The following is a 20,007-nucleotide window of genomic DNA, read 5'->3' as shown; positions in this document are numbered from 1 at the left end:
GGGAGGGGCGAGACGAGATGACGCAGGCACAACTCGCCCAGACCAACGATCCGCTGCTCGCCGTCCGCGACGTCAGCGTCGTGTTCGGCGGCATCGTGGCGCTGAACGGCGTCTCGTTCGACATGCGCCAGGGCCAGATCCTCGGCCTCATCGGCCCGAACGGCGCCGGCAAGACCACCCTGTTCAACTGCCTCAGCCGCCTCTATCAGCCGAGCTCCGGCGACATCCTGATGGAAGGCCGCAGCATCCTGAAGCGGCCGCCGCACCGCATCGCCGAGATCGGCATCGGCCGCACCTTCCAGAACGTCGCGCTGTTTCCCAATCTCTCCGTGCTCGACAACGTCCGCGTCGGCACCCACGCGCGCACCTCCAGCGACATCATCTCGGATTCGCTGCGTCTGGCCTGGGTCCGGCGCAGCGAGAATTCCGTCAACACCAAGGTTCACGAGATTCTCGCCTATCTCGACCTCGAGGAGGTCGCGCACAAGACCGTGTCCGGGCTGCCGTTCGGCACCCAGAAGCGCGTCGAGCTGGCACGCGCGCTCGCCGCCGACCCGAAGATCCTGCTGCTCGACGAGCCCGCCGGCGGCCTCAATCACGAGGAGGTCCATGTGCTGGGCGATCTGATCCGGCGCATCCGCGACGACCGCAAGGTGACCGTGCTGCTGGTCGAGCATCACATGGGACTGGTGATGTCGATCGCCGACCACGTCGTGGCGCTGAATTTCGGCCGCAAGCTCGCCGAGGGCACGCCCGCCCAGGTGCAGGCCGATCCCGACGTCATCAAGGCCTATCTCGGGAGCAAGGATCAATGACGCCGCTGCTCAACGTCAAGGACCTGCGCGCCTATTACGGCCAGGTCCAGGCCCTGCACGGCCTCTCCTTCTCCCTCAACGAAGGCTCGCTGACGACCCTGCTCGGCGCCAATGGCGCGGGCAAGACCACCACCCTGCGCGCCATCTGCAACATGGTGCGCTCGACCGGCGCGATCGAGTTCGAGGGCAAGCCGCTCAACAACAAATCGACCGAGAGCATCGTGCGCTTCGGCATTGCCCATGTGCCGCAGGGCCGCGGCACCTTCACCAACATGACGGTGGAAGAAAACCTGCAGCTCGGCGCCATCACCCGCAGCGACAAGGCCGGCATCGTTGCCGACATCGAGCGGATGTATTCCTACTTCCCGAAGCTGAAGGAGCGCCACACCCAGCAGGCCGGCACCCTGTCCGGCGGCGAGCAGCAGATGCTGGCGGTGGCGCGGGCGTTGATGCTGCGTCCCAGGTTGATGCTGCTCGACGAGCCGTCGTTCGGCCTCGCGCCGCTGGTGGTCCGCGACCTTTTCGGCATCCTCGGCAAGATCAACCGTGAGGAAAAGGTATCGATCCTCGTCGTCGAGCAGAACGCGCAGCTCGCGCTGGAGCTCGCCGACCAGGCCTATGTGATCGAGACCGGCCGCATCGTCATGTCGGGTGTCGCCTCGGACATCGCGAACGACGAGAACGTCCGCAAATCCTATCTGGGCTACTAACGGAGGCGGGACAATGGAGCTGTTCACCAACCAGGTCCTGGCCGGCATTGCGACGGGTGCGATCTACGCCTGCATGGCGCTCGCGGTCGTGATGATCTACCAGGCGATCGACCATCTCAACTTCGCGCAAGGCGAGATGGCGATGTTTTCGACCTTCATCTCCTGGCAGCTGATGCAATGGGGCCTGCCCTACTGGGTTGCCTTCGTGGTGACGCTGGCCTTCTCCTTTGCCGGCGGCATCGCCATCGAGCGCGTGCTGTTCAAGCCGCTCACCAAGGCGCCGATCCTGACCCAGGTCGCAGGCTTCATCGCGCTGTACTCGATCATCAACTCGTTTGCCGGACTGACCTGGGACTTCACCATCAAGCAGTATCCGACACCGTTCGGATCGTCGCCGTTCCTGGGCAGCCAGCTGATCTCGACGCATCAGGCCGGCATGATCGGCATCACCTTGCTGCTGCTGATCGGCCTGTACTTCTTCTTCCAGTACACCAGGGTCGGGCTTGCGATGCGCGCGGCGGCGGCGGTGCCCGAGTCGGCGCGACTGGTCGGCATCAACACGTCCTGGATGATCGCGCTCGGCTGGGGCATGGCGGCGGCGATCGGCTCGATCGCCGGCATGCTGATCGCGCCGGTGGTCTTCCTCGAGCCCAACATGATGGGCGGCGTCCTGATCTACGGGTTCGCCGCGGCCGTGCTCGGCGGCCTCACCAGCCCGTTCGGCGCGGTGCTCGGCGGCTTCCTGGTCGGCATCTTCGAGAATCTCGCCGGAACCTACATCCCGCATGTCGGCAACGAGATGAAGCTGCCGATCGCGCTGGCCCTCATCATCTCCGTCCTGGTCATCAAGCCCGCCGGCCTGTTCGGCCGCAGCATCGTGAAGCGAGTCTGATCATGAGCGCAATCGAGGACATCACATCCCAGGCGCCCGCGGTCGAGGCCGTTCCGAAGCGGGCCATGACCTTGAGCTCCGGTACGACCTTCGTGATCGTGCTGCTGCTCCTGGTGGTGCCGCTGTTCGTCAAGAACTTCATCATCTTCCAGATGACGATGCTGCTGATCTACGGACTGGCCGTGCTGGCGCTGAACATCCTGACCGGCGGCTCCGGCCAGTTCTCGCTCGGCAACAGCGCGTTCTATGCCGTCGGCGCCTATACTTCGGCGATCCTGATGGAGCAGTACAACGTCAACTACGCGCTGACCCTGCCGGTCGCCGGCGTCATCTGCTTCGGCTTCGGCTTCCTGTTCGGCCAGCCGGCGCTGCGACTGTCAGGTGTCTATCTCGCGCTCGCCACCTTCGCGCTCGCCACGGCGATGCCGCAGATCCTCAAGCTCGGCTTCTTCGAGCAATGGACCGGCGGCGTGCAGGGCCTGGTGGTGACCAAGCCGGATGCGCCGTTCGGCTTGCCTATGTCCCAGGACATGTGGCTGTACTACTTCACCCTGGCGATCACGATCGCGATTTACGTGTTCTCGGTCAACCTGCTGCGCTCGCGCTCCGGCCGCGCCTTCATGGCGATCCGCGACAACGAGATCGCGGCCTCCGCCATGGGCATCGACGTCGCGACCTACAAGACGCTGGCGTTCGGCGTCAGCGCCGGCATCACCGGCGTCGCCGGCGGTCTCGGCGCCATCGCCGTGCAGTTCGTGGCGCCCGACAGCTACACCATTACGCTCGCGATTTCGCTGTTCCTCGGCATGGTGGTCGGCGGCGTCGGCTGGCTGCCCGGCTCGTTCGTCGGCGCCGCCTTCATCATCTTCGTCCCCAATATCGCCGAAAGCATTTCGAAGGGCCTGTCCGGCGCGGTGTTCGGCGTGCTGCTGTTCCTCGTCATCTTCCTCGTGCCGCACGGCTCGCGGCAGGTGGCGATGGTGGCGCAGCAGCTGCTCGGCAAACTCAGAAAGAACTAAGGAGGAACTCTTGCAGCTCATTCAACAACTACGAATCGCCGCGCTCGCGACGGCGGTCATCGCCCTCACCTCGGGCGGAGCATTCGCCCAGAAGAAATACGACACCGGCGCCTCCGACACCGAGATCAAGATCGGCAACATCATGCCCTATAGCGGCCCCGCGTCCGCCTACGGCGTGATCGGAAAGACCGAGGAGGCGTATTTCAAGAAGATCAACGCTGAGGGCGGCATCAACGGCCGCAAGATCAACTTCGTCAGCTATGACGACGCCTATTCGCCGCCCAAGGCGGTCGAGCAGGTGCGCAAGCTGGTCGAGAGCGACGAGGTGTTGTTCGTCTTCAATCCGCTCGGCACGCCGTCGAACTCGGCGATCCAAAAATATCTCAACGGCAAGAAGATCCCGCAGCTGTTCGTCGCCACCGGCGCCACCAAGTGGAACGACCCGAAGAACTTCCCGTGGACCATGGGCTGGCAGCCGAGCTACCAGAGCGAGGGCCGCATCTACGCGAAGTACCTGCTCAAGGACAAGCCCGGCGCCAAGATCGGGGTGCTGTTCCAGAACGACGATTTCGGCAAGGACTATCTCAAGGGCCTCAAGGACGGCCTGGGCGACAAGGCCGCGTCCATGATCGTCATGGAAGAGAGCTACGAGACCTCAGAGCCCTCGATCGACGGCCACATCGTCAAGCTCAAGGCCTCGGGCGCCGACGTGTTCTTTAGCGTCACGACGCCCAAATTCGCTGCACAGGCGATCAAGAAGCTCGCGGAGATCGACTGGCATCCGACCCATCTCGTCGTCAACGTGTCGGCCTCCGTCGGCAGCGTGATCAAGCCGGCCGGCTTCGAGAACTCGCAAGGGATTCTTTCGGCCGCCTATGCCAAGGATGCTGCGGATCCGCAGTGGAACGATGATCCCGGCATGAAGAAGTTCTTCGACTTCCTCGCGCAGCATTATCCCGACGCCAACAAGCTCGACAGCTCGACGGTCTATGGCTACGGCGCCGCGCAGACGCTGGTGAAGGTGCTGCAGATGTGCGGTGACGACCTGACCCGCGCCAATGTGATGAAGCAGGCCGCGAGCCTGAAGGACTTCGCGCCCGACACGCTGCTGCCGGGCGTCAAGATCAACACCTCGGCCACCGACTTCGCGCCGATCGAGCAATTGCAGATGATGCGGTTCAAAGGCGAGAAGTGGGAGCTGTTCGGCGAGGCGATCAGCGGCGCCATCGAGTAATCGCGCATCGCCGCAGAAAGCGGTGCCGATCTCCACTGGCCCTCCGCGCTATCGGCGCGGAGGGCTTTTTCATATCTGGATCGGCATCGAGCCATTTATCTCAGGCTGTTCTTGCAGAGCACTCACTCGCGGAGATTGCGCCGGTCTCTCGCAGTTGCACATGACATGGACCGCCCAGGCACCGCGAAAACACGGACCGTGCCGTGATGTCGCAACCACCCCGGTGCAGCTCTGCTATAGTTCCGGGCGTAACAAGAGCCTCCATCAAGGCGGCCGCGACACGTCAACCAAACCAACACGGGAGAAACGCACCATGATGATCACGCGAAGGGCCGCCCTCGCCTCGGCCGCCGCCATCGTCCTCGCCTCGAGCTCCGCAATCGCCGCCGACAAGAAGTACGACACCGGCGCCTCCGACACCGAGATCAAGATCGGCAACATCATGCCCTATAGCGGGCCGGCCTCGGCCTACGGCATCATCGGCAAGACGGAAGCGGCCTACTTCAAGAAGATCAACGCCGAGGGAGGCATCAACGGTCGCAAGATCAACTTCATCTCTTATGACGACGCCTATTCGCCGCCAAAGACGGTCGAACAGGCACGCAAGCTGGTCGAGAGCGATGAGGTGCTGTTCATCTTCAATTCGCTGGGCACGCCGCCGAACTCGGCAATCCACAAATACATGAACTCGAAGAAGGTCCCGCAGCTGTTCGTCGCCACCGGCGCCACCAAGTGGAACGACCCGAAGGATTTTCCCTGGACCATGGGCTGGCAGCCCAACTACCAGAGCGAATCCCGAATCTACGCAAAATATCTGCTGAAGGAAAAGCCGGACGCCAAGATCGCTGTGCTGTATCAGAACGATGATTACGGCAAGGACTATCTGAAAGGGCTGAAGGACGGGCTTGGCGCCAAGGCCGCCTCAATGATCGTCATGGAGGAGAGCTACGAGACCGCCGAACCCTCGATCGACAATCACATTGTCAAACTCAAGTCCACGGGCGCCGACGTATTCGTGAACATCACCACGCCGAAATTTGCGGCGCAGGCAATCAAGAAGGTCAAGGAGATCGACTGGAAGACGCTGCATATCCTCAACAACGTCTCCGCCTCCGTCGGCAGCGTCCTGAAGCCGGCTGGCTATGAGAATTCGCAGGACATCATCTCGGCGGCCTATCTGAAGGACGTCTCCGATCCGCAATGGAAGGACGATGCCGGGATGAAGCAATTCCTCGACTTCATGTCCAAGGATTTTCCCGATGGCGACAAGCTCGACGGCGGAACGGTCGTCGGCTACAGCGTCGCGCAGACGCTGGTCCAAGTGCTGAAGCAGTGCGGCGACAACCTCACCCGCGAGAACGTCATGAAGCAGGCCGCATCCCTGCGCAACTTCCGCACCGAGATGCTGCTGCCTGGCATCACGATCAACACCTCGGCGACCGACTTCGCACCCGTCAGCCAGTTGCAGCTGATGCGCTTCAAGGGCGAGAAGTGGGAGCTGTTCGGCGACGTGATCTCCGCCGACGTCGGCGGCTAACGACGGAACGCAGTTGAAACCGCCTCCTGCGGCCTCCCGTCGCAGGCGGCGCTCTCTCCAAGCATCTTTGCTGTCTTTGCCAAGAATTTCTTAAGCTAGGAGTTGAAAGAGAGGCGGTCATGCAGCGGCGGCGGTTACGCCGAGCGCGCGGCTGCGCTATGGGGACTCGTCCGGAGTGAAACGAGTCGCCCGCCTTGCGGGCGGATCCAACAACAAGGCCAAGCTCCAAGGCCGAGAAGGAGTCCCCACGTGACCACTGCCCTCACCCGCCGCACCGTCTCCAGCATGCTCGGTCTCGCCCTGGCCGGCGCAGTTGCCGGCAGCGCCCATGCCGACAAGAAATACGACACCGGCGCGAGCGACACCGAGATCAAGATCGGCAATATCGTGCCCTATAGCGGCCCGGCGTCGGCCTATGGCTCGGTCGGCAAGGCGATGACGGCCGTGTTCAAGAAGGTCAATGACGACGGCGGCATCAACGGCCGCAAGATCAACTTCATCTCCTATGACGACGCCTATTCGCCGCCGAAGACGGTCGAGCAGGCGCGCAAGCTGGTCGAGAGCGACGAGGTGCTGTTCCTGTTCGGCGTGCTCGGAACCGCGCCCAATACCGCGATCCAGAAATATCTCAACTCCAAGAAGGTGCCGCAGCTGTTCGTCGCGACCGGCGCCACCAAGTGGAATGAGCCCAAGACATTTCCATGGACCATGGGCTGGCTGCCGAGCTACCAGTCCGAGGCGCGCATCTACGCGAAGTATCTCACCGCGCAGCAGCCCGCCGGCAAGATCGCCGTGCTCTACCAGAACGACGACATGGGCAAGGACTACCTGAAGGGCCTCAAGGACGGGCTCGGTGATGCGTCGCGCCTGGTGCTGGAAGAGAGCTACGAGATCGCCGAACCCACGGTTGAATCGCACATCGTCAAGATGAAGTCGGCCAACCCCGACATCGTCGTGCTGTTCACCACGCCGAAGTCCGGAGCGCAGGCGATCAAGAAGCTCGGCGAGATGAACTGGAAGCCGCTGACCATCATCTCGAACGTCAGTGCCTCCACCGCGGCCGTGATGCGGCCGGCCGGCGTCGAGAACTCGCAAGGGGTGATCTCGGCGGCCTATGCCAAGGACGCGTCCGATCCGCAATGGGCCAACGACCCGGGCCTCGGCGCGTTCAGAGAGCTGCTCGCCAAATATCTGCCGGAAATCAACCCCGTGGATTCGTCGGCGCTGACCGGCTACAACATCGCCACCACGATGGTCGAGGTGCTGAAGCGATGCGGCGACGAATTGACTCGCGCAAATGTCATGAAACAGGCGGCAAGCCTGAAGCAGTTTGCGCAAGGCGGGCTGCTGCCCGGCATCACGCTGACCACGGGTCCCGACGATTTCCAGCCGATCGAGCAGCTGCAGCTGATGCAGTTCAAGGGCGAGCGGTGGCAGCTGTTCGGCGAGGTGATGAGCGGCGAGCTCAAATAGGCTTTGCACGTCAGACGGGCGGCGCCGCATGACCAGCCGCCGTCCGCTGTTGCGCGCCGTTTTCGATGCCGCGGTCGCCGCGGCGCATCCCGACGTGGTGCTTCCGGCGCATCTGCCGGCGGCACCCCGGGGGCGGATCATCTGCCTCGCCGCAGGCAAGGGCGCCGCGGCCATGGCGGTGGCCGCCGAGCGGCATTACCTGGACACGCTCGGGTTCGATCCGGCGAGGCTGACCGGAATTGCGACCACCCGTCACGGCCATGGCGTGCCGACCCGGCGGGTCAAGGTGATCGAAGCCGGCCACCCGATGCCGGACGAGGCCGGGCTGAAAGCGGCAGACGACACGTTGCAGCTGGCGGCGACGGCTGAAGCCGACGACCTGATGCTGGTGCTGATCTCCGGCGGCGGCTCCGCCAACTGGATTGCTCCGGCCCATGGCGTGAGCTTCGCGCAAAAGCAGCAGCTGACCCGTGCGCTGCTGCGCTCGGGTGCGCCGATCGGCGAGATGAACACGGTGCGAAAGCATCTGTCGCGCATCAAGGGCGGACGCCTGGCGCGGGCCGGGCAGAAGGCCGAGATCGTGACGCTGGCGATCTCCGACGTGCCGCATGACGATCCCTCGGCCATCGCATCGGGGCCGACGGTGCCGGATCCGACCACGCTGGCCGATGCCCGCGCGATCGTTGCGAAGTACAAGCTCGAGGTCGACCCGGCGATCGCCCGGGCGCTCGATGATGCCGCCAACGAGAGCTGCAAGCCCGGCGATGCCGCCTTCGCCCGCGCGTCGTTCGAGCTGATCGCGCGCCCCGCCAGCTCGCTCGCGGCGGCCGTGGCCAGCGTCAAGGCCGCGGGCTACGACGTGCTCGATCTCGGCGCCGACCTCGAAGGTGAGGCGCGCGAGGTCGCGACCGATCACGCCAAGCTGGCGCGGGAGGCCCGCGCGCTCGGCCGCCGCATGGCGATCATCTCCGGTGGCGAGCTCACCGTGACGGTGCGCGGCCAGGGCCGCGGCGGCCCGAACCAGGAATATGCGCTCGCGCTCGCCGACCTGCTCAAGGACATGGAGGGCGTCGCGGCGCTCGCCGGCGACACCGACGGCGCCGATGGCGGCGGCGGCAGCGCCTCCGATCCGGCCGGTGCGCTCGTTGATGCCGAGGTCATCGCCGCGATGCGGGCGCAGGGGCTGGATCCGCAGGCCTATCTCGCCAACAACGACGCCACCGCGTTCTTCGCCGCGACCGGTGGCCTGCTGCAGACGGGACCGACGCTCACCAACGTCAACGACGTCAGGGTCATCCTGGTCGATTGAGGGGCGCGACTGCGTCCTTCAGAACTCCTCCGCGATCTTGGTCAGCATCGCCAGCAGCGCCTCGCGCCCATCCGGTCCGAGCAGCTCGTTGAGCCGCGCCTCGTGCTTTGACACCACCAGCTTCTTGGCGCGGGCCAGCACGGCGCGGCCCTTCTCGGTCAGCATCAGGATGTGCGAGCGCCGGTCGTTGGCCGAACGCACCCGCGCGCACAGGTCGCGGCTCTCCAGGCTGTCCAGCAAGGACACGAAGTTGGGCCGCAGGATGCCCAGGGTGTTGGCGATCTCGGTCTGGTTCCGGCCCGGATTGGCGTCGAGCAGCAGCAGCACCGAAAACTGGGCCGGCGTCAGTTGCAGCGGCGCGACGCAGCGCAGGAAGTCCTCGAACACCTTCAACTGCGCCCGTTTCAGCACATAGCCAAGCAGATCCGACAGCTCGCCGAGCTGGACCGCTTGCGTCTCCTCGACGGCTACGGCAGCTTCCTTCCGGCCTTCCCTCTTGCCGACGGGCTTGGCGCTATCGGCCATCACGATCCGCCGAATTCATCACAGTGGCTTCCATCCCTGGTCCCGAATGCCGCAGCCGGAACAGCGGCCTTGAGATTATAATCGATAATTGTTATCCACCATATCAAACACGGGCAGCCGAATTCAACTGCCCCGACCTGCGGACGGCGCACAGCGTCGCCCGCATCCGGTCACCACCGAGGGGGAGCGTCCTGTCTTGAACACAACGATCTTGCTGTTCCTGTTGCAGGACGGCATTACCAATGGCGCGATCTACGCCCTGCTCGGGCTGGCGCTCGTGCTGGTGTTTGCCGTCACCCGGGTGATCCTGATCCCGCAGGGCGAATTCGTCACCTACGGCGCCCTCACCTATGCCTCGCTCGCGGCCGGCCGAACGCCGGGGACCGCGAAGCTTGCCGTCGTGATCGGCCTGGTGGCCTTTGCCTTCGACCTCTATGCGATGCGCAAGACGCTGCACATGCCGAAGATCCTTCGCACCTTCGGCCTCAACGTCGCCTTCCCGGTGGTCGTCATGCTCGCCACGATGTGGGCCGCCGATCAGCGCATGCCGGCCGGCGTCAGCCTCGTACTGTCGCTGCTGATCGTCGCCAGCATCGGCCTGTCGTTGTATCGGATCGTGTTCCAGCCACTCGCGCACACCTCGGTGCTGGTGCTGCTGATCGCCTCGGTCGGCGTGCATCTGGCGCTGCAGGGCCTTGGCCTGCTGTTCTTCGGCGCCGAGGGCCAGCGCGGCCCGACGCTGCTCACGGCCAGCGCCACGCTCGGCTCGCTGCGCTTCACCGGCCAGGGCATGGCGGTCTACGGCATCACCGTCGCCTTCATCGTCGGCCTCTGGCTGTTCTTCGGCCTGACCCTTTACGGCAAGGCGCTGCGCGCCACCGCCGTCAACCGGCTCGGCGCCCGCCTCGTCGGCATCCGCACCACGCTCTCCGGCCAGATCGCGTTCCTCCTGGCCTCCACCATCGGCGCGCTCTCGGGCATCCTGATCGTCCCGATCACGACGCTCTATTACGACACCGGCTTCCTGATCGGCCTCAAGGGCTTCATCGCCGCGATCATCGGCGGCCTGATCAGCTATCCCCTGACCGCGGTCGCCGCGCTGGTGGTCGGCATCGTCGAGGCATTCTCCTCGTTCTATGCCTCGAACTTCAAGGAAGTGATCGTCTTCACGCTGCTGATCCCGGTTCTGCTGCTGCGTTCGCTCGCCGCGCCCGCGGTCGAAGAAGAGAAGGATTGAGCCGTGCGCGAGCGTTGGCCTCTCATCGTCTTTGCCGTCCTCGTCGCGGCGATTCCGTTCATCCCGGGCATGCCGCCGTTCTGGATCGTGCTGCTCGACAATATCGGCCTGTCGGCGCTGGTCGCGATGGGGCTGGTGCTGCTGACCGGCGTTGGCGGTCTGACCTCGTTCGGCCAGGCGGCCTTTGTCGGCTTCGGCGCCTACACGACCGCCGTGCTGTCGGCGCAGTATGGCATCTCGCCCTGGCTGACCTTGCCGCTGTCGCTGCTGGTCTCCGGCCTCGCCGCAGTGCTGCTCGGCCTCGTCACGGTCAGGCTGTCCGGCCACTATCTGCCGCTCGGCACGCTCGCCTGGGGCCTTGGCCTGTACTACCTGTTCAGCAAGCTCGCCTTCCTCGGCCGCAATGACGGCATTTCCGGCATCCCGCCGCTGTCGATCGGCAGCCTCAAGATGCTCGATCCCGGCACGATCTATTTCGCGATCTGGGCTGCCGTGCTGATCTCCGCGCTGCTGACGATGAACCTGCTGGACTCCCGCACCGGCCGCGCCATCCGCGCGCTGCGCCGGGGTCACATCGCAGCGGAAGCGTTCGGCGTCTACGCGCCTCGCGCCAAGCTCCTGGTGTTCATCTACGCGGCCGTCCTGGCCGGCCTCTCGGGCTGGCTCTATGCGCACTTCACCCGCGCGGTGAACCCGACGCCGTTCGGCGCCCAGGCCGGCATCGAATATCTGTTCGTCGCCGTCGTCGGCGGCGCCGGCTATGTCTGGGGCGGCGTGCTGGGCGCAGCGATCGTCGTGGTGCTGAAGGAGGTGCTGCAAAGCTATCTCCCGCTGCTGCTGCATGGCGAGGGCCAGCTCGAGACCATCGTGTTCGGCATCCTCCTCGTCACGCTTCTCCAGCTTGCGCCGACCGGCCTGTGGCCGTGGCTGACGGCGCGGCTGCCGTTCAAGCCTGTTGCCAAGCAGCCGGACACGTCGGTCAAGCTGCCGGCGCGGGAGCGATCTGCGACGACTCCAAACGTACTGCTCCAGGTCGACAACGCGCGAAAACAGTTCGGCGGCGTGGTCGCGGTCAACAACGTCTCGTTCGACGTCCAGGCCCGCGAAATCGTGGCGCTGATCGGTCCCAACGGCGCCGGCAAGAGCACGACCTTCAACCTGATCACCGGCGTGCTGCCGCCGACCTCCGGCAACATCGCGGTGCTCGGCAAGGCCGTCGGCAACGCCCCGCCGCAGGACGTCGTCAAGCTCGGCATTTCCCGCACCTTCCAGCACGTCAAGCTGGTGCCGGACATGACGGTGCTGGAGAACGTCGCGATCGGCGCGCATCTGCGCGGTCACTCCGGCGCGCTCTCCAGCATGTTCCGGCTCGACCGCGGCGACGAAGCCAAGCTGCTCGCCGAGGCCGCGCGCCAGATCGAGCGCGTCGGGCTCGGCGACCAGATGCACCAGCTCGCCGGCTCGTTGTCGTTGGGCCAGCAGCGCATCGTCGAGATCGCCCGCGCGCTGTGCGTCGATCCGATGCTGCTCTTGCTCGACGAACCGGCCGCGGGCCTGCGCCACATGGAGAAGCAGCGCCTCGGCGCGCTGCTGCGCGACCTCCGCGCCGGCGGCATGTCGGTGCTGCTGGTCGAACACGACATGGGATTTGTCATGGACCTCGCCGACCGCATCGTGGTGCTCGATTTCGGCACCAAGATCGCCGAGGGCACACCAGCCGCGATCAAGACCAATCCCGAGGTCATCAAGGCGTATCTCGGAGCCACCGCATGAGCACGCTGCTGGAAGTCACCGACGCCCACGTCTCCTACGGCAAGGTCGAGGCGGTCCGCTCGGTCTCGCTCACCGTCGCCGAGAACGAGATCGTCACCATCATCGGCGCCAACGGCGCCGGCAAGACCACGCTGCTCAGTGCCATCATGGGCGTGTTTCCGCTGAAGGGCCGCGTCGCGTTCCTCGGCGAGGACATGGCCCGGCTGGAGATCGAGGACCGCGTCGCGCGCGGTCTCTGTCTGGTGCCGGAGCATCGCGAGCTGTTCGCCACCATGAACGTCGAGGATAATCTGCAGCTCGGCGCTTTCAGAATGTCGAAGGCGCACGCCGCACGCGGCTTCGAGCACGTCTACACGCTGTTTCCGAAGCTGAAGGAGCGGCGCAAGCAGCTCGCCGGCACGCTCTCCGGCGGCGAGCAGCAGATGCTGGCGATGGGCCGTGCCTTGATGGGCGCGCCGAAGATGCTGATGCTGGACGAGCCGAGCCTGGGCCTCGCGCCGATCATCGTCGCCGGCATCTTCGAGATCGTCGCCAAGCTGCGCCAGGAAGGCGTCTCGGTGCTGCTGGTCGAGCAGAACGCCAAGGCCGCGCTGAACGTCGCCGATCGCGCCTATGTCATGGAGCTCGGCGAGTTCGTGCTCAACGGCAAGGCCAGCGAGATCGCCACCGACGAGCGCGTGGCGGCGAGCTATCTCGGCTTTGCCGAGACGGCCGCGAGCTGAGCCTGATGTCGATGGGGTGAGGCGCTGCTTCAGGAGGGCGCCTCCTTCGACAGCAGGAAATCGACCATCACGCGCTCCAGCGCCCGGTACATGTCGGTGCCGGTCGCCGTCAGGCAGCCGCGCTGGCGCGCAGCGGCGATGAAGGGCGAGACCTCGGGCCGGGTGATGACACAGCCGCAATAGGCCGACGGGCTGACGGTCGTCATATCGACCGGCAGAGGATCGCCGGGCTGCATGCCTGCCGGCGTGGCGTTGGCAACCATGTCGAAGCCTGTTGCGTTCATCGAGCCGACAACGGCGCGGCCTTTGCCCCGCTCGTTGAGGCGCGCGATCAGCACATCGCGGCGTCCGGCATCGCTGTCGTGAATGGCAAGCTCGCGCACGCCGGAATCGATCAGTGCGAGCGCAATCGCCGAGCCGGCACCACCCGCGCCGATTTGCAGGGCACGCGCACCATTGGGATCAAATCCCCCAGCTTTCGCAGCACCGACAAAGCCGAGACCGTCGACCATGTCGCCATGCCAGCCGCCGTCCGGGCTGCGGCGCATCAGATTGACGGCGCCGATGAAACGCGCGCGCTCGGTCGCGGTTGCACAGGCGCGATAGCAGGCGAATTTGTGCGGAATGGTCGCGACGATGCCGTCGAGATTCTTCACGCGGGTCATCGTCGCCAGGAAGTCGGCGAGATCGGCCGGCGCAATCTGCACCGCGACCAGGATCGCATCGCTGCCGCGATCGGCAAAGGCCTGGCTGACGCCGGCCGGCGCGCGCACCTGAGCGATCGGATCGCCGATGATGATGTGGAGCCGGGTGACTCCAGTGGGCGCAGGGATCATGGCGGGCTTTCCGGCAAAAACTCTAAAAGTCATGGTCCTGATGGCCGAAAGGCCGGCTCACCGAGCCGGCCTTTCCTGATCGAAGCTATGGTCCCCGCAAGCTCACTTCGCCGGGACGTATTTTCCGTCCTTCACGGTCAGGATGATGCGGGCGCGGTCGTCGAGGCCGGAGCGATCCTTTTCGGTGAAGTTGTAGACGCCCTGCGAGGCCGCCAGGTCCTTCTCGGTCAGCAGCGCCTGGCGGATGGCCTCGCGGAACTCCGGCGTGCCGGGCTTGGCGGTCTTCAGCGCCACCGGAATCACGCGCTTGAGGATCTCGAACGCGTCGAACGAGTGGCCGGCGAACTGGCTGCGGCTGTTCGGGCCATATTTGCCCTCATAGGCCTTGTTGAGCTCCATGCCCGGCTTCTTGGTGAGCGCGCTGTCGTCCTGCGTCTCCGGCGACATCACCGGACCGGACGCCATGATCACACCCTCCGCCGCCTTGCCGGCGATGCGGATGAAGTCCATGCTCGCGGCACCGTGGGTCTGATAGATCAGGCCCTGATAGCCGCGTTCGCGCAACTCGGTCTGCGGCAGCGCCGCCGCGGTGCCGGAAGCGCCGACCAGGATGGCGTCCGGATTGGCGGCAACCAGCTTCAGCACCTGGCCGGTGACCGAAGTATCGGGACGCGCGAACCGCTCCTCATCGGCAATCGTGATGCCCATCGGCACCGCCTGGTTCTTCAGATCGTTGAACCAGAGATCGCCGTAGGAGTCGGAGTAGCCGATGTAGCCGACGGTCTTGATGTTGTGCGCCCTCATGTGCTCGTACAACACCTTGCCCATGATCGGCACCGGCTGCGGCATCACCACCGACCATTTGGTGCGCTCGGGCGTGACCGGGAACGGCGCCAGGCCGAAATGCGGAATGCCGGCTTCATTGGCGACGTTGGAGACCGCGATGGTCGGCGGCGTCAGCGCCGAGCCCATGATGATGTCGGCTTTCGACTCCGTCACGAAGCGCCGCGCATTCGTCGTCGCCGTGGTCGGATCGCCGCCGTCGTCGAGCACGATCACCTTGAGCGGCACGCCGCCGATCTCCTTCGGCACGAACTCGAGCGCATTGCGCTCGGGGATGCCGAGCGCCGCGCCCGGCCCCGTCGTGGTCGTGGTGATGCCGATGGTGATCTCGCTGGTCTGCGCCAGCGCCGGCGCTGATGCCAGCATCGCGATGACGCCAGCCGCCGCCAGATAGGCCTTCCTCATAAAATCCTCCCTCAATCTTTTCGGTTCAGCTCGTGATCCGCCGATCCTGTTTGCAGTCCAGCCCCGACAGGGGCGTCTTCCATCTCGGACGGCCGATGCGTGTCCAAACGTGATCATAGCATTGAACACGAGAAGATCACCTCTCACCAGTCGACCAAAGCACGACGACGATTCATCCTTAAGACGGCCGCATGTCGCACCCAATGCCGCGCGTCAGCCCTCGAGAAACTTGGCCCGCATCTCCTCTGGAAAAGGCGCCGATTTCAGCTTGTCCGGGTCAACCGGATCGCGCCCGACCAGCACCCGGGTCTCGAACCCCTCGAGCGCCAGCGCCTCGCCCTTGAACACCTTGTGGGTGACGTCGAACGAGGAGCGCTTGATGCTCTCGATCCGGCTCTCGATCGTGATCCAGTCGCCATAGGTCGAGGGGATGTAGAACTTGGCGCGGGTGTCGACCATGGGGATCCCGACCAGGCCGTAGCGGCGGACGATGTCCTGCTTGGAAAACCCGGCCGCCTCGAACATGACAGAGGTCGCATCGTCGAACATCGCGAAATAGCGCGGATAGTAGACGATGTTGGCGGGATCGCAGTCGCCCCACTGGATCTGCACGTCGCGGCGGTGAACGAACATCGATTAAGCCTCGCTACGCCAACAACAACGGTCGGTAGGGTGGGCAAAGGCGCGACGCGCCGTGCCCACCATTTTCCGGGCCGGTGGGCACGCTGCGCTTTGCCCACCCTACGGCTCTCTCCGTCATTGCGAGCGAAGCGAAGCAATCCAGGGCCGGGTCGGGACTCTGGATTGCTTCCGCCTTCGCCCGATGGGCTGCGGCGGATACGTCGTCGCTACGCTGCTCGCAATGACGGAAAATCACTTCGGCGCCATGCGCAGCGAGCCGTCGAGGCGGACGACCTCGCCGTTCAGATAGGCGTTCTCGACCATATGCAGCGCAAGTGCGGCGAACTCATCGGCGTGACCGAGGCGGCGAGGGAACGGGATCGCGGCGGCGAGCGAGTCCTGGGCCTCCTGCGGCAGGTTGGCGAGCAGCGGCGTCAGGAATAGGCCGGGCGCAATGGTCAGCACGCGGATGCCGAACTGTGCGAGCTCACGCGCGATCGGCAGGGTCATGCCGACAATGCCGCCCTTCGAGGCCGAATAGGCGGACTGTCCGATCTGGCCGTCATAGGCCGCGACCGAGGCGGTGTTGATGACGACACCACGCTCGCCGGTCGCCTGCGGCTCCAGCTTGGTCATGCCGTTGGTGACCAGACGCAGCATGTTGAACGAGCCGATCAGGTTGACCTTGATGACCTTCTCGAAATCGGCCAGCGGCATCGGACCGTCGCGGCCGACGACGCGCTTGGCGACGCCGATGCCGGCGCAGTTCACCAGCACGCGCGGCTGCTGGCCGAGCGCCTCGACCGCCTTGGCGACGCCGGCTTCCGCGCCGGCGGCATCGGAAACGTCGCAGACCACGGCCACGCCCTTGATCTCGGCGGCGACCTCCTCGGCCAGCTTGGCATTGAGATCGAACACGGCGACCTTGGCGCCCTGGGCAGCGAGCTTGCGGGCGGTGGCGGCCCCGAGGCCGGAAGCGCCGCCGGTGACGATGGCGGCCTGATCCTTCAACAACATGTCGTTTCTCCCTTGGATGCGTCGATCAGCCGGCGATGATGATGTCGTCGTCCGGCGTCGCGGCGTAGATACGTTCGATCAGGTCCTTGCGGTGCTCCAGCACGGCGCGCTGGTTGATCGATCCCTTGTCGGTGACCTCGCCCTTGTCGATCGACAGCGGCACGCCGAGCAGGACGGCGCGCGTGATGCGCGTCGACGAGCCGGTCGCGGTCTGCAGGAATTTTGCGAAGCGCTCACGGAAGGCCTCGATGATCAGCGGATCGGCCGCTGTGGCGGCGAGATCGTCGAACGGCAAGGTCGCGTTGATCAGCCGGCAGCCGTCGGGATCGAGCACGACGATGGCAGCGATCTCGTCGCGGTTGATGCCGGCAATGATCACGTCGCGCGCCAGCGGCGCGCAGGCCGCGACGAAGCGCGCCCGCAACGGGCCGACCGAGACCCAGGTGCCGGACGCCAGCTTGAAGTCCTCGGCGACACGGCCGTCGAAGTCGAAGCCGGCATTGAAGTCGTCGGGATCGACGGGCTTCAGCGCGTCGCCCATCTTGTAGTAGCCTTCGTCATCGAAGGCCGCGGCCGAGACCTCAGGCAGGCGCCAATAGCCCGGCGTCACGTTCGGCCCCTTGGCCCGCACCTCCATCTTGCCATTGTTGGGCACGAGCTTGGCCTCGTTGCCCGACACCGGCAGGCCGACATGGCCGGAGCGGCTGGTGCGCGGATTGACCGACATGAAGAACGGTGCGGTCTCGGTCGAGCCGAGGCCCGTCAGCATCGGCACGCGAGTGCCGGTCTCGGCCACCGAGAGCTCATCGAGCTCGTTCCAGACATGCGGCGCCAGCGCGGCGCCGGAGAAGAACATCGCATGCAGCCGCTGGAAGAAGGACTTCCGCAGCGCCGGGTCCTCGCGGAAATAGGGCAGCAGCGACTCGTAGCCCTTGGGGACGTTGAAATAGACCGTCGGCGAGATCTCGCGCAGGTTTCGCACGGTCTCCTCGATCCCGCCCGGCACCGGCTTGCCCTGGTCGAGATACATCGAGCCGCCATTGAACAGCGTCAGCCCGATGTTGTGGTTGCCGCCGAAGGTGTGATTCCAGGGCAGCCAGTCGATGATGACGGGCGGCTCGTCCTTCAGGAACGCGAGCGTCTCGCGGATCATCACCTGGTTGGCGCAGATCATGCGCTGGGTGTTGATCACGGCCTTCGGGTTGCCGGTCGAGCCCGAGGTCAGCAGGAACTTCGCAATCGTGTCGGGGCCGATCTTGTCATGGGCGGCGTCGAGGCCGGGGAACAGCGGCGATGCGATCAGATCGGCGAGCATCGTGATCTTGCGGCCCGGCACCGAGCCGAACGACGCCACGATCTCGGTGCCCTCGGGCACGTTGGCGACGAGCGCGTCGGCGAACTTGTCGGCGTCGTCGACGAAGACGAGGCCCGGCGTCAGCAGCTTCATCAGATAAGCGAGCTTGCCGTAGTCGCGTGACACCAGCGAATAGGCTGGCGACACCGGGCAGAACGGGACGCCGGCATAGAGCGCGCCGAACGCGACCAGCGCATGGTCGATCGAATTGCCCGACAGGATCATCACCGGCCGGTCCGGCGACAGCCCGCGCGCGAGCAGCCCCGACGCGATGTGCCGGCTCGCCGCCAGCAGCGTGGCATAGGTCAGCTCGCGCCAGCCCTCCGGGCCGACGCGCTCGGCCATGAACACACGCTCAGGCGTGGCTTTGGCGAAGTGATGCAGCCGGTCGGTGATCCGCGGTGGATAGTCGCCGAGCGGCTGCTTCGGACGGAGATAGATGGTGCCGTCGTCGCGGCGGTCGACCGTGACAGCCGGATCGTTGAACGAGATCGCGCGCAACGGATGAACACTGGCGCTGCGCGCCGTGTTGTCCGTTCCTCCCTGTGTGCTTGTTATTGTTTGTGCGGTCATGTCACGTCGGCTTCACTTTTGCGGTCTTGTGATCGAGGAAGGCGCGGATGCGATTTTTGGCCTCCTTGTCGCTCTGCGCGACGGTGGCCATCAGCGATTCCATCAGCAGGCCGGTCTGCGGATTGGCCTCGGCGATCATCGGCAGCGCCTGCAGCACCGCGAAATTCGTCAGCGGCGCGTTGTTCGCGATCTTCGCCGCCAGCTCCATCGCCTTGGTCATCGAGGCACCGGCCTCGACGAGATATTGCGCGAAGCCGTAGGACGAGCCTTCGGTCGCCGAATAGACCCGGCCGGTCAGCATCATGTCCATCATGCGGGCGACGCCGATCAGGCGCGGCAACCTGACGGAGCCGCCGCCGCCGACGAAGATGCCGCGCTGGCCCTCGGGCAGCGCGAAGTAGGCCGACGGCTCGGCGACACGGATATGCGCGGCGCAGGCGAGCTCGAGGCCGCCGCCGATGACGGCGCCCTTCAGCGCGGCGATCACCGGCACGCGGCAGTACTGGATGCGGTCGAACACGCGATGCCACATCTGCGAATGCACCAGGCCCTCGGTCGCGTCGCGCTCGCGCAGCTCGGAGAGATCGAGGCCGGAGGAGAAATTGTCGCCGATGCCGTGGATCACGACGCAGCGGACGTCTTCAGGCAGGCTGGTGAAGCAATCGCCGATGGCGAGGATGATGCCGTCATTCAGCGCATTGCGCTTGGCCGGGCGGTTGAGCCCGATCGTCAGGACGGCGCCCTGCTGCTCGATCTGCAGCAGAGACGGATCGCCCGCTGGCGTGGCGGTGTCGGCGTTTCCCATCGCTTGATTGTGTCCTGTTCAGAATAGTTATGTTTTATAACGATCTTCGCGGGAGTCAACAAGCGGCGTCCGACATCATGTTGTGCGATGCAAAAGAACAAGCCGCCGAGGGGCTCGGTCACGCGCAGCATCGTAAGACCCGCCTGCGCGCAAAGGCAAATGACATGATCCGGCGTTCCCGCGGCGAAATCACGCCCGGGGCTTGCTGATATGGTTCGCCCTCTCATGCGGAGGGCGCAGGGAAGGCCAGGCGTCGGCTGACGCCTGCGGCCCGCCTGCGAGAAAAAATGCAGGCGGCAGGTACCAC

18 protein-coding genes are annotated in these 20,007 nt (G+C 65.2%); 11 read left to right on the top strand and 7 right to left on the bottom strand.

What is annotated here, in order from left to right:
• Positions 1-17 precede the first annotated feature (17 nt).
• From QX135_RS27975 to QX135_RS27940, 8 genes are all read left to right on the top strand, one after another.
• On the top strand, positions 18-815 hold the full coding sequence (locus QX135_RS27975; protein ID WP_315734696.1) for an ABC transporter ATP-binding protein: 798 nt from the start codon (positions 18-20) through the stop codon (positions 813-815).
• Positions 812-1,525 (top strand): ABC transporter ATP-binding protein, encoded by a 714-nt coding sequence (locus QX135_RS27970; protein ID WP_315753502.1) that lies wholly within the window; start codon positions 812-814, stop codon positions 1,523-1,525. The genes QX135_RS27975 and QX135_RS27970 overlap by 4 nt, the downstream gene beginning before the upstream one ends.
• A 13-nt stretch (positions 1,526-1,538) precedes the next feature.
• Complete coding sequence (locus QX135_RS27965; protein ID WP_315753504.1) at positions 1,539-2,417, top strand: branched-chain amino acid ABC transporter permease; 879 nt, start codon at positions 1,539-1,541, stop codon at positions 2,415-2,417.
• Between the two features lie 2 nt (positions 2,418-2,419).
• A complete protein-coding gene (locus QX135_RS27960) occupies positions 2,420-3,436 on the top strand; it encodes a branched-chain amino acid ABC transporter permease (RefSeq protein WP_315753507.1) in 1,017 nt (338 codons plus the stop codon).
• A gap of 10 nt (positions 3,437-3,446) precedes the next feature.
• A complete protein-coding gene (locus tag QX135_RS27955; protein WP_315734705.1) occupies positions 3,447-4,670 on the top strand; it encodes an ABC transporter substrate-binding protein in 1,224 nt (407 codons plus the stop codon).
• 313 nt (positions 4,671-4,983) lie between these two features.
• Complete coding sequence (locus QX135_RS27950; RefSeq protein ID WP_316167360.1) at positions 4,984-6,207, top strand: ABC transporter substrate-binding protein; 1,224 nt, start codon at positions 4,984-4,986, stop codon at positions 6,205-6,207.
• A gap of 249 nt (positions 6,208-6,456) precedes the next feature.
• Positions 6,457-7,680 (top strand): ABC transporter substrate-binding protein, encoded by a 1,224-nt coding sequence (locus tag QX135_RS27945; protein ID WP_316163838.1) that lies wholly within the window; start codon positions 6,457-6,459, stop codon positions 7,678-7,680.
• Positions 7,681-7,708: 28 nt separating this feature from the next.
• On the top strand, positions 7,709-8,989 hold the full coding sequence (locus QX135_RS27940) for a glycerate kinase (protein ID WP_316181713.1): 1,281 nt from the start codon (positions 7,709-7,711) through the stop codon (positions 8,987-8,989).
• A gap of 18 nt (positions 8,990-9,007) precedes the next feature.
• On the opposite strand, the gene QX135_RS27935 is transcribed toward QX135_RS27940, so the two are convergent.
• Positions 9,008-9,514, bottom strand: a complete 507-nt coding sequence (locus QX135_RS27935; RefSeq protein ID WP_315734713.1) for a MarR family winged helix-turn-helix transcriptional regulator — start codon at positions 9,512-9,514, stop codon at positions 9,008-9,010.
• A gap of 196 nt (positions 9,515-9,710) precedes the next feature.
• On the opposite strand from QX135_RS27935, the gene QX135_RS27930 reads away from it, so the two are divergent.
• Genes QX135_RS27930 through QX135_RS27920 form a run of 3 tightly spaced genes read left to right on the top strand, consistent with a single transcriptional unit; the run spans position 9,711 to position 13,246 of the window.
• Positions 9,711-10,751, top strand: coding sequence for a branched-chain amino acid ABC transporter permease (locus QX135_RS27930; protein WP_315734716.1), 1,041 nt, complete (start codon positions 9,711-9,713; stop codon positions 10,749-10,751).
• A 3-nt stretch (positions 10,752-10,754) separates the two neighbouring features.
• A complete protein-coding gene (locus QX135_RS27925; RefSeq protein ID WP_315797096.1) occupies positions 10,755-12,524 on the top strand; it encodes a branched-chain amino acid ABC transporter ATP-binding protein/permease in 1,770 nt (589 codons plus the stop codon).
• Positions 12,521-13,246 carry an ABC transporter ATP-binding protein gene (locus tag QX135_RS27920; protein WP_315734720.1) on the top strand — a complete coding sequence of 242 codons (726 nt, stop codon included), beginning with the start codon at positions 12,521-12,523 and terminating at the stop codon, positions 13,244-13,246. Before QX135_RS27925 ends, QX135_RS27920 begins: the two co-directional genes overlap by 4 nt.
• 29 nt (positions 13,247-13,275) lie before the next feature.
• Here QX135_RS27920 and QX135_RS27915 read toward each other — a convergent pair whose 3' ends face one another.
• The 6 genes from QX135_RS27915 to QX135_RS27890 all read right to left on the bottom strand — a co-directional run bounded on the left by QX135_RS27915 (position 13,276) and on the right by QX135_RS27890 (position 19,700).
• The gene (locus QX135_RS27915; protein WP_315775515.1) at positions 13,276-14,082 is read right to left on the bottom strand and encodes a shikimate dehydrogenase; all 807 of its coding nucleotides are present in this window, start codon (positions 14,080-14,082) and stop codon (positions 13,276-13,278) included.
• A gap of 102 nt (positions 14,083-14,184) precedes the next feature.
• Complete coding sequence (locus QX135_RS27910; RefSeq protein WP_315775516.1) at positions 14,185-15,330, bottom strand: ABC transporter substrate-binding protein; 1,146 nt, start codon at positions 15,328-15,330, stop codon at positions 14,185-14,187.
• 213 nt (positions 15,331-15,543) lie between these two features.
• Positions 15,544-15,963 carry a thioesterase family protein gene (locus QX135_RS27905; RefSeq protein WP_315753531.1) on the bottom strand — a complete coding sequence of 140 codons (420 nt, stop codon included), beginning with the start codon at positions 15,961-15,963 and terminating at the stop codon, positions 15,544-15,546.
• Positions 15,964-16,203: 240 nt separating this feature from the next.
• The gene (locus QX135_RS27900) at positions 16,204-16,968 is read right to left on the bottom strand and encodes an SDR family NAD(P)-dependent oxidoreductase (RefSeq protein WP_315783751.1); all 765 of its coding nucleotides are present in this window, start codon (positions 16,966-16,968) and stop codon (positions 16,204-16,206) included.
• A gap of 25 nt (positions 16,969-16,993) precedes the next feature.
• Positions 16,994-18,895: a feruloyl-CoA synthase gene (locus QX135_RS27895; protein WP_315797097.1), complete on the bottom strand. Its 1,902-nt coding sequence runs from the start codon at positions 18,893-18,895 to the stop codon at positions 16,994-16,996.
• A 1-nt stretch (position 18,896) separates the two neighbouring features.
• Entirely contained in the window at positions 18,897-19,700 is an 804-nt protein-coding gene (locus QX135_RS27890; protein WP_315772634.1) for a crotonase/enoyl-CoA hydratase family protein, read from the bottom strand.
• Between the last annotated feature and the right edge of the window lie 307 nt (positions 19,701-20,007).

It is taken from the genome of Bradyrhizobium sp. SZCCHNR1098, from assembly GCF_032489375.1.
Lineage (GTDB): Bacteria > Pseudomonadota > Alphaproteobacteria > Rhizobiales > Xanthobacteraceae > Bradyrhizobium.
The sequence above is the reverse complement of the archived record's forward strand: the minus strand, read 5'-3'. Positions and strand labels throughout refer to the sequence as shown.

What these genes read in the sequence shown, in the direction of transcription:
- QX135_RS27915 (WP_315775515.1), bottom strand. Translation starts at nt 14,082, where the DNA reads ATGATCCCTGCGCCCACTGGAGTCACCCGGCTCCACATCATCATCGGC.
- QX135_RS27895 (WP_315797097.1), bottom strand. Translation starts at nt 18,895, where the DNA reads ATGACCGCACAAACAATAACAAGCACACAGGGAGGAACGGACAACACG.
- QX135_RS27960 (WP_315753507.1), top strand. Translation starts at nt 2,420, where the DNA reads ATGAGCGCAATCGAGGACATCACATCCCAGGCGCCCGCGGTCGAGGCC.
- QX135_RS27975 (WP_315734696.1), top strand. Translation starts at nt 18, where the DNA reads ATGACGCAGGCACAACTCGCCCAGACCAACGATCCGCTGCTCGCCGTC.
- QX135_RS27920 (WP_315734720.1), top strand. Translation starts at nt 12,521, where the DNA reads ATGAGCACGCTGCTGGAAGTCACCGACGCCCACGTCTCCTACGGCAAG.
- QX135_RS27970 (WP_315753502.1), top strand. Translation starts at nt 812, where the DNA reads ATGACGCCGCTGCTCAACGTCAAGGACCTGCGCGCCTATTACGGCCAG.
- QX135_RS27905 (WP_315753531.1), bottom strand. Translation starts at nt 15,963, where the DNA reads ATGTTCGTTCACCGCCGCGACGTGCAGATCCAGTGGGGCGACTGCGAT.
- QX135_RS27900 (WP_315783751.1), bottom strand. Translation starts at nt 16,968, where the DNA reads ATGTTGTTGAAGGATCAGGCCGCCATCGTCACCGGCGGCGCTTCCGGC.
- QX135_RS27940 (WP_316181713.1), top strand. Translation starts at nt 7,709, where the DNA reads ATGACCAGCCGCCGTCCGCTGTTGCGCGCCGTTTTCGATGCCGCGGTC.
- QX135_RS27965 (WP_315753504.1), top strand. Translation starts at nt 1,539, where the DNA reads ATGGAGCTGTTCACCAACCAGGTCCTGGCCGGCATTGCGACGGGTGCG.
- QX135_RS27890 (WP_315772634.1), bottom strand. Translation starts at nt 19,700, where the DNA reads ATGGGAAACGCCGACACCGCCACGCCAGCGGGCGATCCGTCTCTGCTG.
- QX135_RS27950 (WP_316167360.1), top strand. Translation starts at nt 4,984, where the DNA reads ATGATGATCACGCGAAGGGCCGCCCTCGCCTCGGCCGCCGCCATCGTC.
- QX135_RS27935 (WP_315734713.1), bottom strand. Translation starts at nt 9,514, where the DNA reads ATGGCCGATAGCGCCAAGCCCGTCGGCAAGAGGGAAGGCCGGAAGGAA.
- QX135_RS27910 (WP_315775516.1), bottom strand. Translation starts at nt 15,330, where the DNA reads ATGAGGAAGGCCTATCTGGCGGCGGCTGGCGTCATCGCGATGCTGGCA.